The following is a 15,330-nucleotide window of genomic DNA, read 5'->3' on the forward strand; positions in this document are numbered from 1 at the left end:
ACACAAGACACTTACTGGTCGACAGGGCAGACTATCCTACCAGTCCCCGTGCCACGGCGTCGTCCCACGAGATTGCGACTATGACAGACACTGACACCTCACACAGTCAACAGTCGGACAGTCCTCTCCGCGACGCCACACGCGTCGCCAATCAGGTGATCGAAAACGTCGAACAGGTCATCGTCGGGCAACACGACGCAATCGAACACATTGTCATCGCGCTGCTTGGACGCGGTCACGTCCTGCTTGAGGACGTCCCCGGCGTCGGCAAGACGATGTTAGCTCGCTCCGTCGCGGCGTCGTTCGACGGCGAATTCAAGCGCGTCCAGTTCACGCCGGACCTCCTCCCGACCGACGTGACCGGTGTCAACATCTACAACCAGAAGACACAGGAGTTCGAGTTCCGGCCGGGGCCGATCTTCGCCAACGTCGTCCTCGGAGACGAGATCAACCGCGCGCCGCCGAAAACGCAGTCGGCGCTGCTGGAAGCGATGGAGGAACAGCAGGTCTCGGTCGACGGGACCACACACCCCGTGCCACAGCCGTTCACGGTCATCGCTACGCAGAACACGGTCGAGCAGAACCGGGCCTACGATCTGCCGATGGCCGAACTCGACCGGTTCATGACGAAGCTCCATCTGGGGTATCCGAACGAGGCGGCGGAGACGGAGATGCTGGGTGACGTGGTGGGCCACCACCCCATCGAGGAACTGTCGTCGGTCGCCACGCTCGAAGCGCTCTCCGCCGCTCGGGAAACAGTAGCCGACGTGACCGTCGAAGAGCCGATCCGGTCGTACGCGACCCGACTCGCGCGGTACACGCGGGAGAACGCACAGCTGGGTGTCAGCCCGCGAGGGAGCATCTCGCTGCTCCGGGCGGCACAGGCCCGCGCCGTACTCGACGGCCGCAGTTACGTCATCCCCGACGACATCCAGACTGAAGCGCCGGTCGTCCTGCCACACCGCATCCGGACCGAGCGCAGCGAGCAGGACGCCCGGGAACTCGTCGCGGAGGCACTCGATACCGTCTACGTCGAATGAGACCGACACGCCGTGGTTTCGCCGTCCTCGCCGTCGCCGTTGCCGCCCTATTGGTCAGTGCCAGATTCGGGCAGCCCGGGCTTACTGCCGTTGCCGGCCCGCTGTTCGTGGGTGTGTTCGCCGCCGCCGTGCAGGTTCGCTGGAGCGGCGAACCGACCGTCGAACGGGGCCGCCTCCGCCGCGGGTTTCCCGGTGAGACGAAGCCCGTGGAGTTCCGCGTCGACGGCAGCGGGATTGCGACGGTCACCGACCGGCTTTCTGAGGGGCTTGAGGGAGAGACGACAGTCCGGAAGTCCCTGCCCGCGACGGTGACCTACCGCGTCACCTACACGGCCCGGGGCGAGCAACAGGTCGGCCCAGTCGACGTGACGGTGACGGATGCACTTGGGCTCGTCAGGGAGCACTACACCATCGGAAACAGAACCGACGTGCTCGTGTATCCGCCCGTCTACCGGCTGGGCGGGACAGACGCGTTCGCACAGACGTTCACGCCGGAAAACGAAGACCGGCAGTCGTTCGACCGATTGCGCGAGTACGTCAGCGGCGACTCCTTGCGGGACGTGCACTGGAAATCCAGCGCCAAGCGCGAGGACCTGTTAGTCAAGGAGTTCACCGACAGCCGAAGCGACCGGACCCTGCTCGTTGCCGCGGAAGCCCAGCAAGGGCACGCCGACGCGATGGCCGCTGCGGCGGCGACCATCGCGATGGCCGCGCTGGAGAGCGGTCTGGCCGTCGAACTCGCCGTTCCGAACGATGGGGTCGAACAGGGGTACGGCGACACCCATCGGACGCGACTGCTCGAACTGCTGGCCTGTGCCGACGCGGGCCGGACCGACCGTGTGGACGACGCTGATGTGGTCGTCACGGCCAACGGCGACGGCGTCACGGTGTCGGTTGACGGCCGCCGCCAGTCCTTCGGCGACGTGACCGCCAGCCGTGACAACCCCATCGCGGGCGAGGTGAACGGATGAGTGCCGCCGTCACGGAACGGGTCCGCGGCCGGGTCTCGTGGAGCGGGTCCCGGATACTGGCGTTGCTTGGGGCGGCGCTGGCCATCGGCGCGCCACTGCGGACGATGTACTACCTCAGCGACGTGGTCGGCGACCCGACCCTGTTTCTGGCGCTTGCCGCGCTCTCGTTCGTGGGTGCAACGCTGCTTGCCCGCGTGCTCAGACCGCCCCTCGCGGTCGGTGTCGGCGCAGTGCTGTTCGCTGGCGGACTCGTCGCGTACATCCTGAGCCTCTCGACGAATCCGGCGGTGACGGACCTGCTGGGGGATACCGCCGCCCTGCTGACCGGGCGGTCGCTGCTCCAGATCGCCAAGGTCAGGCTGTGGGTGCTGTCGTTCGCGCCGGCACCGGTGTTTCTGACCTGGTATTTCGCGCTACGGCGCTGGTACGTGACGGCGACGGTGGCGGCCGGCACAGCGCTCGCGTTCTTTGCCCTGACGACCGACGCCGGTGTGGTGACGACCCTGCTGGGCGTCGTCGGCATCGCGGCGACTATTGGGTTCGGGACGCTCGATACACTGTCAGCGGACGAGCCGGCAGACCTGACGAGGCGACCCGACGCGATGACTGGCGGTGACGCGACGGAGCACCCGGACGACGGCGGCGAGGGAATCGACGCCGGGCGGCGCGCTGTCCTCGAACAGCTGGCGGCGATCATCGTCGTCCCGGCGGCGCTGTCACAGGTACCAATCACCCGTGACAGCTTGCTATCGTACGACGACGGGTCGGAGGGTCAGACCGTCGAGGGGAGCCTCTTCGATGCCGGGGAGTCCCTCTCGGTACAGGGGAGCATCTCGTTGACGCCTGAGATACGGTACACTGTCGAAAGCGAAGAACCGCGCTACTGGCGGGTCGCCTCCTACGACCGCTACACCGGTAACGGGTGGGTCCGGACTGGAACTCCACGCCCGTACGGCGACCAGCGCCTCGACAGCCCACCGGGTGAAACTCGGACGCTTCGACAGGAGTTCCGGGCAGAGTCGACCATCGGGACTGTTCCGGCCGCCTGGAAGCCCGTTCGCTACTCTGGGGGACCGTCGGTCTCGGTCTCCAGCGAGGGCGGATTCCAGCCCGACGGCACGCTGTCGACAGGCGACAGCTACGAGGTCAGGAGCGAGCTGCTCGTGGCGACCCCGGACGGGCTGCGTGAGGCCGGGACCGACTACGACGACGCGACCGTGGAGCTGTACACCCAGCTCCCCGACAGCACGCCGGACCGGGTTGAGGAACGGACGGCTATTCTCACCGCGAACGCCGAGAACCCGTACGAGACAGCGCTGGTCATCGAACGCTGGCTGCAGGACAGCAAGGGCTACTCACTTGACGTCGATCGACCCGGTTTCAACGTCGCCGACGCCTTCCTCTTCGAGATGGACGAGGGGTACTGCGTCTACTTCGCGACGACGATGGTGACGATGCTCCGGACCCAGGGCATCCCGGCGCGCATGACCGTCGGGTACACCTCCGGCCAGCGAATCGACGAGAACGAGTGGGTCGTGCGCGGGCTGAACTCCCACGCGTGGGTCGAGGTGTACTTTCCTGGGCAAGGCTGGGTGCAGTTCGACCCGACGCCGTCCGGGCCGCGCGAAGAAGTCAGACAGCAACGTATCGAGGACGCGAATGCGGACGGACCGTCGCCCACTGTCGGCGACGGAGACCCGGTGGAGCAGTACACGCCATCCGATACGTCGACGCCCGCCCCGTTGACTGAGACCAACGATACCGAAACCGAACCGACTGAGACGCCGACGGCCACCGAAACTGACACGCCAACCAGCACGACAGGAGCGTCCGACACGGACGAGTCGACGGAGTTGCGCCTGCCGGCGCTCCCGTCGCGCGAGGAGATGACGCTGGGCGTCGTCGCGCTGCTCGGCATCGCAGCGGGCGCGCGCCGGTCCGGCCTTAGCGAGCGAGCGTACCGGGCGGTATGGCTGCGATACCAGCGCCGCGTGGACCCCGAGACCGATGTTGAGCGGGCGTTCCAGCGGGCCATGTACGTCCTTGCAAGGGACCACCGGAACCGCAAGAGCGGCGAGACGGTACGGGCGTATCTCGACGCGATAGAGGCCGACGACCGGGTCCAGCGGCTGGCCGCGCTACGGGAACGCCTCCGGTACAGCGGCGACGTGAGCGAGGCGATGGCCGATGAGGCCGTCGGGATTGCCGACGAAATCGTCTCTGACCGGTAGTCCCCGACAGTGTTTAATAGGTCGTGTTCGTAGGCGCGATTGTAATGTCGGAAGTCTGCTCGACGTGCGGGCTGCCTGAGGAGCTCTGCGTCTGTGAGGACGTCGCTAAGGAGTCCCAGGAGATTAACATCCGCATCGACGAGCGCCGTTACGGGAAGGAGGTAACGATCATCGAGGGATTCGACCCGAAAGACGTCGACATGGACTCGCTGTCCTCAGACCTCAAGTCGAAGTTCGCCTGCGGTGGCACTGTCGAGGACGGACAGATAGAGCTCCAGGGCAATCACACGGGCCGCGTCGAGGATTTCCTCCGCGACAAAGGTTTCAACGTCGCCTGAACTCCTGACTGCCAACGGTTCTCGTGAGAGCGCCGTGGCAAGCCGCTGCTGTGACCTGCTCGCTGGCTTTTCAGCTGTGATCGCCCGCAGTGAACTATATCCAGCCGTTTTTGTGCCGTCGTGAGAACTTCTGAGTACAACCAGGAGCAGCGGCTATCGATGCGTGATACCAACACTCACGATCGGCGGTCAACTATTTCAACCATGGGACGGTAACTGTTCGCAATGTTCGTTGTACCCCGGCGGGTGGTGGCCGTCGGACTCGTGGTCCTTCTCCTCGGTGGGGGAATCGCGTCGCTCCCGGTGGCGGCGACTACTGACCACGGGGCGGTGACTGACGACGACGGACTGGCGGCTGGGGTCGGCGAGAACTGCACATACAGAAGTGAGACAGCGCCAAATCGGAGTGGGGCGACGGTCGGGACAGTGCAGTCGTCGACAGGCACTGCCGAGGCGAATAGCTCAGTAATCCGAACGAGAAGCGCCGATACACATCGACGACAGCCACGGGAACAAGGCGGGGACATAGCTACGACAGCGGCCGGCATGGAGACGGGGACAGCCATATCGGGTACAGCACAGACCAGCGATGGTGACGTAATTCAGCAGACACAGACTTACGCGCGCGTACCGGAACAGCCGGGCGAAGTCGCGGTGACTCTGACCTACGAGGTGCCAGACCGGGTTGTCGACCTCGAAACGCACGTCCCGGCGGCGGCGACGGTGACCGAAACGGACGGGTTCGAGCGCGTCAACGAGTCCGTGTACGAGTGGGAAGAGCCGACGGATACAGCGACGATCAGCTACCGCATCAACCCGAATCGGACCATCGAAAAGAGCGGTCCGGAGGGTGCCGAGGGACGGTATCTCAGCGTCGATACGGGCGAGTGGGCGCTGCTCACACGCTCACAGACGCCGACGCGCTGGCGCTACACCGGCCGTGACCCCGTCAGGTACAACCGGACACTCCGGACGGCGGGGCCTGGTGCGGCGGGCGAGGAAATCGTGTACCTCGGCGAGGTCGCGACCTTCGAGGAGACGGCGCACAACCAGACGTTCACGCTGGCTGTGCCAGAGCGTGCGACGATGACGGCCTCACCGATTTCGGTGCTGGACTCGATGGCGAACGCGTCGAACGCGCTCCGGGTCGGTGACCGTGACGAGCAGGTGTTCGTCGTCGCCGCGCCATCCGGGGCCGTCAGCTGGGGGGTCGAGGGATATCAGATCGGTGACGCAGATATGTGGGTCCAGTCCCGGCAGTCGCTGGATGTCGCGAACAACGTCTGGCTCCACGAGTACGTCCACAGCCGGCAGGCCTACGAGACGACGGGGAAGACACGGTGGACGGTCGAAGGCTGGGCGACGTACTACGCCGCTGTCCTGACGCTGGAACAGAACCGGATCGGGTTCGACGAGTTTCAGGCACAGCTCGCGGCGGGCGGGCGGCCGGTCTACAGTGACGTGAGATTGACCGATAGGACAAGCTGGACGAACGACGCGAACTACTGGAAAGGGGCGCTCGTCGCCGGACGAACCGATGTCCACATCCGTTCGGCGACTGGCCGTAACCAGACACTCCAGCGCGTGTTTCAGTCGCTGAACGGCTACCGTGACCCCGTCACGCAGTCGCAGCTCCTCGCTGAGATCGAGTCCGCTAGTGACCCGAGCGTCCGGGACGCGACCGCGACGGAGACCGAGACGGCAGCGGCCGTGACGATGTGGAACGTGACGACACATCGGCGGTTGTTCGGTTCGATTCCCGCCCGTATTGGCTACAGCCTCCCGCCGGTCGACAGGGCGGACGCCTACCGCGCAGATAGTCTCTACCGGTCGGACACACCGGTCGGCGGTAGCGAACCGATCCGGCTGGCGACAAACGAGACGCTCGCGGTCGATGCCGTCGTCGAGAACGCTGGCGGCGAGGCAGGGGCGTACAACGTGTCGCTCGCGGTCAACGAGACTGTCGTCGACGCGAAACAGGGCCAGATCGAGCCGGGAGTACGGACCGAGGTTGAAGTGACACACACGTTTGCTGCCCCTGGCCGATACGTGGTCAGCGTCGACGGTGACACCGTCACTGTCGTGGTGACGGAACCGGCGGTAGCCAGCGTGACCGACGTCACCGCGAGTCCCCGCGAAGTCAAGCAGGGGGACAGGGTCGACGTGACTGCGACTGTCGCCAACGACAACGATATTCCGGGGACAACAACGGTCGAGTTCCGCCGCAACGATGTCGTGTTCGCCGAACAGCGGCTGTATCTCTCGCCACAGGTAACGACAACAGTCACGCGGACAGTCACCCTCGATGAACGCGGAACAGTGTCGCTGTCGGTGGGTGACGGACGAACGACGACGACGGTCGACGTGGTCGTCTCAACGGAGACGGCGGCACCGCCGTCAACTCCGAGCCCGACGGAGATGCCCACAGACAAACGGACGACAGCGGGAGAGGGCGACGGCTTTACCGCGATTATCGCCGGTCTCGCGGTGTTGCTTGCAGCTCTGATTGCCCGCCAGCGTCGTTCCTGACACGAGCCCGAAGGGAACAGTTATTGCGGTCGGCCAGTCGTTGTCAACCGTGAACGTCGGAATCGCGTATGCCGTCCTGTCGGCGCTGGTGTTTGGGGTGTACCTGTTCGTGATGAAGCGGTGGTTCACCGACTACCCGTCGCCGGTGTTTCTGTTGCTTACCTACAGCCTGGTCCCCGTCGTCTACCTCCCGATCGTCTTCGCCAGCAACGAGCCGTTCCTCCCGGCGGGCAGCCGCATCAACGCCCTCTCGTCAATACTCGCTGTGACGGCGGTGACGGCAGTGGGGCTGCTCACCCTCTTTCGAGCGATCCGCGTCGGCGAAGTCTCCTACGTGTCGCCGATCAGCAAAATCGTCCCCGTGTTCGTATTGCCGCTTGAAGTCGGCCTGCTGGGCCAGCACCTCTCTGCGCTGCAGGTCGGCGGCGTCGTCGTCGCGACTGCCGCCGTCTACGTCGCAAACTGGCAGGGGACAGCGTTACTGGCCCCGCTCAAGCGGGCCCGGAAGTCCCGGCCCGCACAACTGGCGCTGCTGTCGGCTGCGGCGTTCGCGCTCGTTGATGTAAGCAAGCGGGTGCTGATGCAGGAACTGGCCATCGAACCGACGACGTACATCCCGGTGATGGCCGTCGGCATCGCCGTCTTGATGACGCCGCTCGCGTTCCGGTATCAGGTCCCGTCGGGATGGCGGGGGGATCTCCCGAAGTTCGTCGTCGCAGCGATGTTCGTCGCCTACGCAAACCACATCGTGTTGCTGTCCTTCCAGTTGCTCCCGGCGAGTATCGTGTCACCAATCGTCAACGGGCAGGCTATCGTCGCCGTCATTCTGGGTGCGATTGTACTCGACGAGGCGCAGTTCCGAGCACGGCTGGCCGCTGCGGGGCTCGCTATCGTCGGTATCGCGATGATATCGGTCGGATAAAAAAGTCAGGCCGACTTTCGTTCCGACGCGCAGCCAACCTGTACCGCATAGCTCGATTGAAGCCACGCGGTCGGGTTCTCGGTGTCGTAGACGACGACGTCGCCGCCGCCAGTGGTGAAGCTGCCGTACTGCTCGTCGGAGTCGGTAGTATCGCGCGACGCTGGTTCCATTGTGGTACAAGGGCACATCCGACACAGCGCTACATAAGTGTTTCTCGGATGTGGTATGAAGTATTATTAGCATACTAGGATTTTGCTGAACAACAGAGTCCTACTGAGAGACCAGCACCGATATGTGGCCGCCGGCAAAGGCATCTGATATGACACGAGCGGACGCCCCAGTGACACTGCCAGTCGTGCTGACTGTCGCCGGCAGCGACTCCGGTGGTGGGGCCGGTATCCAGGCTGACCTCAAGACTATCGAGGCCTGTGGCGGCTTCGGGACCAGCGCGATCACGAGTGTGACGGCACAGAACACCACGGGCGTACAGGGCCAGCATCTGCTCCCGATTGAGGAGATCGAGGCTCAGATCGAGGCGGTGACGGGTGATTTCGACGTGGCCGCAGTCAAGACGGGAATGCTTGCGACGAGCGAGGTCATCGACCTAGTCGTGGACCACGCCGCCGACCTGCCGAACCTCGTCGTCGACCCAGTAATGGTGGCAGCCTCGGGCGACCGGCTGCTGGCCGCCGAGGCCGAAGACGCCTACGAATCGCTCATCGCCGAGGCGACGGTCGTCACACCGAACGCCGACGAGGCCGCCGTCCTGACCGGGCGCGATGTCGACGACCCCGCGGCCGCGGAACAGGCTGGCCGCGACCTCGTCGAGATGGGGGCCGACAGCGCGCTCGTAAAGGGGGGCCACGTCCCGGGTGACGCCGTCGTCGATACGCTCGTGACCGAAGACGGGGTGACGACGTTCCGCCACGACCGCATCGACACCGAAGCCACTCACGGCTCTGGCTGTACGCTCTCTTCGGCCATCGCGACACAGTTAGCCCACGGCGACGACCTGCCGACGGCAGTCGGAAGCAGTGTCGACCTGCTTGCGAGCGCAGTTCGATATAACGTCGACATCGGAGAAGGTCCCGGTGCGGTCCACCACCTCGTCCAGGCGCGTAACGACGCCGCACACCATCCGACGAGCGAGGCCGTCGAGCGAGTTGTGTCGGCGCTCGTCGAGGCGGACGTGTCCGGGCTGGTTCCCGAGCGAGGGATGACCGTCGCCGGCGCGACCCCCTACGCAGAGACATCCGACGCGGTCGCGGCCGTTGAGGGCCGCATCGCCCGCACGATGGACGGCGTCCGACCGAACCGCGGCGTCCGCTTCGGCGCGTCCACAACGGTGGCTCGCGCCCTGCTGACCGCCCGTGAACACGACCCGTCGCTCCGGTTCGCCATCGACTGTCGGCTGACCGACGCCGTCGAGGACGCGCTGGCGTCGCTAGACGGCACGAGTGCCTCGTACGACCCCGGCGAGCGACCGGACAGGGTCGCCGCCGACGCCACGGCCCAATGGGGCGTCGACCGGGCATTCGGAGCCAGCGACGACCCGCCCGTCGCCGTCGTCGGCCGTGAGGGGCTGGGTACCGACGAGCACGCGATGCTGTTCGGGGCGACCGTCGATGCCATCGTCTCGCGCGTCGAGAGCGTCGAGTACGCGGTCGGAACGGACGCGTAGCTACCGGCCACGAGAGCCCGGGCTACCGGAACTCGACGGAGAGGGTTGACCCGCCGTGTTCCGATTCCGTCACGGAAACCGCCGGGAGCCACGGGAGCCGCGACCGGGCGGTCGCCGTAATCGCCGCCAGGTGCTTTCGCGCGGCAGTGTACAGCCCGGTGACCGCAAGCAAAGCGAGGAGGGCGCTGTCGGCCCACACGCCCGTCGCCGGCGAGAGGACGGCGACCGCACCACAGGCCGCCGCGAGCAGGAAGTCCTCCGGCGCTCCCGAGTAGCGGACGTACCTGCGGGGCCGGTGCCACCGGCCGAGGAAGTGGTTGTACACCGCGATGTCAGTGGTCGGGTTCCAGGGCTCGGCTTCGGGGCTGCCGGCGAACACGTCCGACAGCGAGTGGACGGCACTGGCGGCGACGGCGACGCCAGCGAGGACCACCGGCGGCGACCCTGCGGCGAGCCCGCCACCGAGGACCACCGCCGCCAGGACCGAGAAGTACACCGGGAAGTGGAGCGTCTTCCGGTGGCTGGCAAGCACATCGAAATCGGGGGCGAGGCCACCGGCGAAGGCGGCCGCGAGCACCAGTGGCGGCGCGGCATACTCGGAGAGGGCGGGGGTGGCCAGCGCGGCGACGGCGACCGTCGTGAACGCGTGCGTCGTCGCCATCATCGTTGTACTGACAGCTACGTTCGTCTCAATAGACATAAGTACTGCGTCAGGAGCGCCGTCACCGGGAGTACCTCGGCGGGCCGAGAAACCGCTGCTCATTCGCCCGGGTCGGGGTCGCCGACGCCGTCGACCACGCGCTTGCGCAGGGCGAAGACGACGAACGAGAGCACCGCGAGCGCCGTCACGACAGCGAGAAACGTTCCGACATGGCCGCCGGCCAGCCGGTCGCCGGCGTACGACGCCGCGAGGAACGACGGGGCCCGGCCGACGACGACAAACGCGAGGAACGTCCGCAGGCGCAGGTCCGAGATGCCGGCGACGAAACAGAGCAGGTCGTCGGGGAACGTCGGGAGCAGGAAGAGGACGAACAGCCCGACCAGGCCGTTCCGGGCTAGGAACCGGTCCCACCGCGCCAGCGTCTCCGGCCGCGTCACCCGTTCGACGTACGGCCGGCCGTAGCGGCGGGCGAGTGCGAACGCCGCCGCGCTCCCCAGACAGACGCCGAGCAGGCTGTACGCCGTCCCGGCGCGGACGCCGAAGAGGTACCCCCCGACGCCGCCGAGGAGCTGACCCGGAATCGGGGCGAGAAGCACCTGGAGCGCCTGCAAGGCGACGAATGCGTAGGGCGCGAACGCGCCGAAGGCCGCGAGCCGTCGGCGCAGCCAGACCGGGTCGAACAGGCGCGGTTCGACCGTGTGGACCCCCACTGTCACCGCGGCGAACAGGCCCAGTAGCGCCAGGGTCCGTACAATCACGTCCCGTCGCGCCGCCTTCGACCTGAAAAACCGCGTCGGCTCGCCGTCGGGTCGGTCCGGCGTCACGGTCAGAGCAGTGCCAGCGTCTTCCGCGTAGCGTTCTCGACGACCTTCGAGATGTAGCGCGACCGCGACGGGGACCGCCGGACTGCGGCCGTTCGCCCGGCCCGCATCGCCGCCAGCAGCGCGTCGGTCGTCAGCGGGTCGCCGGGGCGAAGCGTTACCGCCGTCGCCGCGCGGCCGATACCGCCGGGGCGATGGGCGTCGCTGCCGCCGAAGGCCGGGTAGCCCGCCGCCCGGGCGAACCGGGTCGCCTGTCTGTTCCGGATGTTCGTCAGCGCATGCGCATTGTAGACTTCGATGCCGTCGACGCCGTCGATGGCCGTTCGGCTGGCGCCGTGGCGCGACCGCTGGAACGGGTGTGGGACGACAGCCACGCCGCCACAGGCCCGGACATCGCGGGCAGTCTCGACGAGCGGCCTGCCCGGTTCCGGCGCGGCGTCGATCCCGAGCGCGAGCAGGTGCCCGTCGGCGGTCGAGACCTCACAGCCGACGATGACCGGCAGGTCCTCGGCCAGGTCGGCGGCGACGCGCGCGCCCTCGACCGTGTCGTGGTCGGTGACGGCGATCGCGTCGAGTCCCGCGGCCCTCGCGCGTGAGAGGAGCGTCTCGGGCACGGTGCGCCCGTCGTAGGAAGCGGCCGTGTGGAGGTGCGTATCGACGTGGACCGTCCGGCCGGCCGGTTCGCCCGGGCCGGTCATACGTATCCGAGTTCCAGCGCGAGCGCCAGCCCACCCGCCGCCAGCGCGACGGCGGCGGCCAGCGCGTGGCTGAGGTCCGTCTTGTACGCCTTGTAGTCGGACACCATCAGCGGGCAAGCCAAGCCGACGAGCACAGCGGCGACCCACCCGTTCCACGGCCCCACGAACGCCGCGAGGAAGTAGTTCGAGACGACGAGCAGGTTCGTGTGGACGACCGTCGTGCCGTGGTAGTAGCTGTCGCCGCCGTCGGAGCCGAACCCCTCGTTCGTGTGGCGTATCAGCCTGAGCCCGCCGAAGGCAAAGAGGAGGAAGCCGACGACGAGACTCGCAAACGGGGACGGCGAAAGCGAGACGTGGTACAGAAGCGCCGCGGGGAGCAGATACGCGAAGATGTCGATAAAGGAGTCGATTTGCCGGCCGAACGGCGAAGAGGTGCCCGTGCGCCGCGCGTACCAGCCGTCGGCCTTGTCGAGGAAGAACGCGACGAACATCGTCAGAATCCCCCAGTTGGGTTCCCCCCGGAAAAACAGCAGCGCGCTCCCCCAGCCGACGAACAGGGCCGCGAGGCTGATGTAGTCGGCACCGGTGAGCCGCCCGACGATGTCCGTCCGGTCGACCGTATCGGGGACCCGACGGTCCGCGAAATCCACCCGGTTCCAGACGCCCCGTATCGCTTCTCGCAGTGGCTCGGTCATCAACCCACTCGAACGCTCGCCCGTTCGAAGTATAAATCTTGCCTGAGAAGTATTTACTTAGTAGGAATCTATATATCTACATTCGAATACACAGCGACCCCGCTCTCAGCGCACCCGGACGGACCGCCAGGAGAGCGGCCCGACGGCGGCGTAGCGTCTCGTCCGCGCCGCGCGGAACCCGAGTCGTTCGAACAGCGCCCGCGACGGCCGGTTGTCGAGCGCGACGAGTGCCGTCGCTTCGGCCGCCCCGTCGTCGGCCGCGTGCCGACACGCCGCAGCGACCATCGCCGTCGCTACCCCGCGGTTCCGGCAGTCCGGGTCGACGAACACGCGCCTGATGTACGCGCCGTCGAACGACAGCCGCCGGTCGAGGGGGTCGATGTGATGCGTCGCACCGACCGAACAGAACAGGTAGCCCGCCGGGGTCCCGTCGACGACGGCCGCGACGACGTCTTCGCCCGCAACGAGGTCGTCGACCGGCGGGTCCAGCGGCGCGACACGAGCCGGGTCACAGCGCTCGACGGTCACGCCGGTGTCGGCGGGTTCGGGTACCGACTCCGTGAGCGACCGGGTGTACTCGTACATCCACGTCGCGGTGATGCCCGCCCGGGCGAGCGCGTCGTAGGCGGCCCGGCCGTATCGGTTCCGGGTCAGTCGCCACAGTCGCGTCATCGCCGCCCTCCGGGCCGCGCGTTCGCCGTAGAGACACCGCGGTGGAACCGCCCGACAACAGGCTCGCCCACCCGGTCACCATCGTCGTTCGGAGCGTCCACGTCGGTACTGACGGGCCGCGCCGTCGCATAATCCCTTGCTATGAAAGCTATATAGATTCGAGCGGGTGGGTCGTCGGGCGGCTGTGCGCCGACCCGGCACAGACGGTGGCCGCGTTTAACCTCGAGCGACGCATATCAGAACGTATGAGTGAGACACAGTCGAGCGAGCGGATTACGGTCTTCTCGGACTACGTCTGCCCGTTCTGTTATCTCGGACGCGAGTCGCTCAGGCAGTACCAGTCGACGCGCGAGGAGGAACTGGAGATCGACTGGCACCCCTTCGACCTCCGAAGTGGGAAGCGTAACCCCGACGGCTCCATCAACCACTCCGTCGACGACGGCAAGGACGAGGACTACTACGAGCAGGCAAAGCAGGGCGTGCGACGGCTCCAGGAGAAGTACGGCGTGGAGATGGACTTAGACATCGCCACCGACATCGACTCCCTGCCCGCCCAGATTGCCTCCTACTACGTCAAAGAGCACTACGACTACGAAACGTGGCTGACCTTCGACGTGGCCGTTTTCGAGGCGCTGTGGCAGGACGGCCAGGATATCGGCGACGAGGACCTGCTGGTCGACCTGGCCGAGGACGCGGGCATCAATGGCGGCGAAATCCGCTCGGCGCTCGCGGACGACGCGCTCCGCTCAGCGGTCCGGGAGAAGTTTACCGCGGCACAGCGCCAGGGCATCACCGGCGTCCCGACGTTCGCCTACGATGGCCACGCCGCCCGCGGTGCGGTTCCGCCAGAGCAGCTAGAGCGGCTTGTCGAAGGCACCTGAGCGGGCGCTGTCGGGCGCTCAGGCGACGCGGTTCCGGAGTGATTCGCCGCGTGTGGCCCGTTCGACGTTTTCCTGAACAAGCGCCGCGATGTCTTCGTGATACCGGTTCGTGAACGCGGCGACGTGTGGCGTCACGATAGCCGACTCGTGGTCCCAGAGCGGGTGGGTTTCCGGCAGCGGTTCCTCCCAGTGGGCGTCGAGGGCCGCCCCCGCAATCGCCCCCGCATCGAGCGCGGCCAGCAGCGCGTCCTCGACGACGACCGGCCCCCGGGCGACGTTGACGAGGTAGCCGTCGTCCCGCATCGTTTCGAGGAGGGCGGCGTCGACCATCCCCTCGGTCGCCTCGGTGAGCGGACAGCACAGCACGACGAAGCGAGCGTCGCCGACGGCGGCGGCCAGTTCGTCGGGCGTGTACACGCGCTCGACATTCTCTGTGGGGTCGCCCGAGCGCCGGACGCCGACGACATCCATGCCGAGCGCGGCGGCCCGGTCGGCGACGCCCTGGCCGATTGTCCCCAGGCCGACCACGCACACCCGCTCGCCGGTCAGCGTGAACGGCGCTTCGTACGGCTCGTGGGTCCAGTCGGCGTCGCCCTGTCGGTCCCGATAGACGTGGAGCCGGCGGGCAAACGCCGTCAGATAGCCGACGACAGTCTCCGGGACGGTGTCGCCGTGAATGCCGGTGCTGTTCGTCAGCGCCGTCCCGGCGGTCTCGTAGGCGGCCACGTCGAACTCGTCGTAGCCCGCGCGGATGCCGTGGACCCAGGCGGCGTCCAGAAACACGTCTCGGGGGGAGAACGTGACGACGCAATCACCGGCGTCGAATGAGGCGTCGTCGCCGACAGCCTCGACGGGAACGTCGGACCCCTGTAACGCGGCGACCATCGCCTCCAGCGGACAGGCCTTCGCGACCGACTCGTGGACGGCGATTCTGTCGATATCCATACCCGTCCCTGCGGCGGGGACGGTATAGTCCTTGTCCGGAACGCGCCGGACCGCTCAGTCCCGGCGGCTGTCGAGCGCGTCAACGCGCATCTCGACGTAGCGGCGGGACCACCGCTTCGAGAAGCGGTGCAGGGCTCCGAAGAGTCCGCCGTCTACGGCGTCGCTGGCGTCTTCGTCGTAACTCGACTGACCGCCCGACTCCATCGGTCCCTGTGGAAAACTCATGACGCTAGATGTTACCACGG

The 15,330-nt window shown here is 66.8% G+C and carries 16 protein-coding genes; 8 read left to right on the forward strand and 8 right to left on the reverse strand.

Annotated features, from left to right (window positions below; genetic code table 11):
- Positions 1-80 precede the first annotated feature (80 nt).
- From D3D01_RS07860 to D3D01_RS07885, 6 genes are all read left to right on the forward strand, one after another.
- On the forward strand, positions 81-1,040 hold the full coding sequence (locus D3D01_RS07860; RefSeq protein ID WP_121511814.1) for a MoxR family ATPase: 960 nt from the start codon (positions 81-83) through the stop codon (positions 1,038-1,040).
- Positions 1,037-2,011, forward strand: a complete 975-nt coding sequence (locus tag D3D01_RS07865) for a DUF58 domain-containing protein (protein ID WP_121511815.1) — start codon at positions 1,037-1,039, stop codon at positions 2,009-2,011. Before D3D01_RS07860 ends, D3D01_RS07865 begins: the two co-directional genes overlap by 4 nt.
- A complete protein-coding gene (locus D3D01_RS07870; RefSeq protein ID WP_121511816.1) occupies positions 2,008-4,242 on the forward strand; it encodes a transglutaminase domain-containing protein in 2,235 nt (744 codons plus the stop codon). Before D3D01_RS07865 ends, D3D01_RS07870 begins: the two co-directional genes overlap by 4 nt.
- Positions 4,243-4,286: 44 nt before the next feature.
- A complete protein-coding gene (gene yciH / locus D3D01_RS07875; protein ID WP_004516073.1) occupies positions 4,287-4,580 on the forward strand; it encodes a stress response translation initiation inhibitor YciH in 294 nt (97 codons plus the stop codon).
- Between the two features lie 225 nt (positions 4,581-4,805).
- The gene (locus D3D01_RS07880) at positions 4,806-7,109 is read left to right on the forward strand and encodes a peptidase (protein ID WP_121511817.1); all 2,304 of its coding nucleotides are present in this window, start codon (positions 4,806-4,808) and stop codon (positions 7,107-7,109) included.
- A 40-nt stretch (positions 7,110-7,149) separates the two neighbouring features.
- Positions 7,150-8,031: a DMT family transporter gene (locus D3D01_RS07885; RefSeq protein ID WP_101351488.1), complete on the forward strand. Its 882-nt coding sequence runs from the start codon at positions 7,150-7,152 to the stop codon at positions 8,029-8,031.
- Between the two features lie 5 nt (positions 8,032-8,036).
- On the opposite strand, the gene D3D01_RS24010 is transcribed toward D3D01_RS07885, so the two are convergent.
- Positions 8,037-8,201 (reverse strand): hypothetical protein, encoded by a 165-nt coding sequence (locus D3D01_RS24010; RefSeq protein ID WP_170082748.1) that lies wholly within the window; start codon positions 8,199-8,201, stop codon positions 8,037-8,039.
- Positions 8,202-8,323: 122 nt separating this feature from the next.
- On the opposite strand from D3D01_RS24010, the gene thiD reads away from it, so the two are divergent.
- Positions 8,324-9,712, forward strand: coding sequence for a bifunctional hydroxymethylpyrimidine kinase/phosphomethylpyrimidine kinase (gene thiD, locus D3D01_RS07890; RefSeq protein WP_121511818.1), 1,389 nt, complete (start codon positions 8,324-8,326; stop codon positions 9,710-9,712).
- A 22-nt stretch (positions 9,713-9,734) separates the two neighbouring features.
- Here the strand turns inward: thiD and D3D01_RS07895 are convergent, their stop codons facing one another.
- From D3D01_RS07895 to D3D01_RS07915, 5 genes are all read right to left on the reverse strand, one after another.
- Positions 9,735-10,412: a metal-dependent hydrolase gene (locus tag D3D01_RS07895; RefSeq protein WP_233563280.1), complete on the reverse strand. Its 678-nt coding sequence runs from the start codon at positions 10,410-10,412 to the stop codon at positions 9,735-9,737.
- A 59-nt stretch (positions 10,413-10,471) separates the two neighbouring features.
- Positions 10,472-11,197, reverse strand: coding sequence for a TVP38/TMEM64 family protein (locus D3D01_RS07900; RefSeq protein ID WP_121511820.1), 726 nt, complete (start codon positions 11,195-11,197; stop codon positions 10,472-10,474).
- Positions 11,198-11,199: 2 nt separating this feature from the next.
- The gene (locus D3D01_RS07905) at positions 11,200-11,892 is read right to left on the reverse strand and encodes a PHP domain-containing protein (protein ID WP_121511821.1); all 693 of its coding nucleotides are present in this window, start codon (positions 11,890-11,892) and stop codon (positions 11,200-11,202) included.
- The gene (locus D3D01_RS07910) at positions 11,889-12,587 is read right to left on the reverse strand and encodes a phosphatidylcholine/phosphatidylserine synthase (protein ID WP_121511822.1); all 699 of its coding nucleotides are present in this window, start codon (positions 12,585-12,587) and stop codon (positions 11,889-11,891) included. Before D3D01_RS07910 ends, D3D01_RS07905 begins: the two co-directional genes overlap by 4 nt.
- 105 nt (positions 12,588-12,692) lie before the next feature.
- Positions 12,693-13,259, reverse strand: a complete 567-nt coding sequence (locus D3D01_RS07915; protein WP_121511823.1) for a GNAT family N-acetyltransferase — start codon at positions 13,257-13,259, stop codon at positions 12,693-12,695.
- A gap of 245 nt (positions 13,260-13,504) precedes the next feature.
- On the opposite strand from D3D01_RS07915, the gene D3D01_RS07920 reads away from it, so the two are divergent.
- Entirely contained in the window at positions 13,505-14,140 is a 636-nt protein-coding gene (locus D3D01_RS07920; RefSeq protein ID WP_121511824.1) for a DsbA family protein, read from the forward strand.
- Positions 14,141-14,158: 18 nt separating this feature from the next.
- Here the strand turns inward: D3D01_RS07920 and ddh are convergent, their stop codons facing one another.
- Both ddh and D3D01_RS23660 read right to left on the reverse strand, forming a co-directional pair.
- Complete coding sequence (gene ddh / locus D3D01_RS07925) at positions 14,159-15,085, reverse strand: D-2-hydroxyacid dehydrogenase (RefSeq protein ID WP_121511825.1); 927 nt, start codon at positions 15,083-15,085, stop codon at positions 14,159-14,161.
- Between the two features lie 54 nt (positions 15,086-15,139).
- Positions 15,140-15,310: a hypothetical protein gene (locus tag D3D01_RS23660; RefSeq protein WP_158600446.1), complete on the reverse strand. Its 171-nt coding sequence runs from the start codon at positions 15,308-15,310 to the stop codon at positions 15,140-15,142.
- Between the last annotated feature and the right edge of the window lie 20 nt (positions 15,311-15,330).

The sequence above is a fragment of the Haloarcula sp. Atlit-7R genome (genome assembly GCF_003666065.1).
Classification (GTDB): domain Archaea; phylum Halobacteriota; class Halobacteria; order Halobacteriales; family Haloarculaceae; genus Haloarcula; species Haloarcula taiwanensis.

Coding starts and splice junctions, on each gene's coding strand:
- D3D01_RS07860 (WP_121511814.1), top strand. CDS start 81: ATGACAGACACTGACACCTCACACAGTCAACAGTCGGACAGTCCTCTC.
- D3D01_RS07865 (WP_121511815.1), top strand. CDS start 1,037: ATGAGACCGACACGCCGTGGTTTCGCCGTCCTCGCCGTCGCCGTTGCC.
- D3D01_RS07870 (WP_121511816.1), top strand. CDS start 2,008: ATGAGTGCCGCCGTCACGGAACGGGTCCGCGGCCGGGTCTCGTGGAGC.
- yciH (WP_004516073.1), top strand. CDS start 4,287: ATGTCGGAAGTCTGCTCGACGTGCGGGCTGCCTGAGGAGCTCTGCGTC.
- D3D01_RS07880 (WP_121511817.1), top strand. CDS start 4,806: ATGTTCGTTGTACCCCGGCGGGTGGTGGCCGTCGGACTCGTGGTCCTT.
- D3D01_RS24010 (WP_170082748.1), bottom strand. CDS start 8,201: ATGGAACCAGCGTCGCGCGATACTACCGACTCCGACGAGCAGTACGGC.
- thiD (WP_121511818.1), top strand. CDS start 8,324: ATGTGGCCGCCGGCAAAGGCATCTGATATGACACGAGCGGACGCCCCA.
- D3D01_RS07895 (WP_233563280.1), bottom strand. CDS start 10,412: ATGTCTATTGAGACGAACGTAGCTGTCAGTACAACGATGATGGCGACG.
- D3D01_RS07905 (WP_121511821.1), bottom strand. CDS start 11,892: ATGACCGGCCCGGGCGAACCGGCCGGCCGGACGGTCCACGTCGATACG.
- D3D01_RS07910 (WP_121511822.1), bottom strand. CDS start 12,587: ATGACCGAGCCACTGCGAGAAGCGATACGGGGCGTCTGGAACCGGGTG.
- D3D01_RS07915 (WP_121511823.1), bottom strand. CDS start 13,259: ATGACGCGACTGTGGCGACTGACCCGGAACCGATACGGCCGGGCCGCC.
- D3D01_RS07920 (WP_121511824.1), top strand. CDS start 13,505: ATGAGTGAGACACAGTCGAGCGAGCGGATTACGGTCTTCTCGGACTAC.
- ddh (WP_121511825.1), bottom strand. CDS start 15,085: ATGGATATCGACAGAATCGCCGTCCACGAGTCGGTCGCGAAGGCCTGT.
- D3D01_RS23660 (WP_158600446.1), bottom strand. CDS start 15,310: ATGAGTTTTCCACAGGGACCGATGGAGTCGGGCGGTCAGTCGAGTTAC.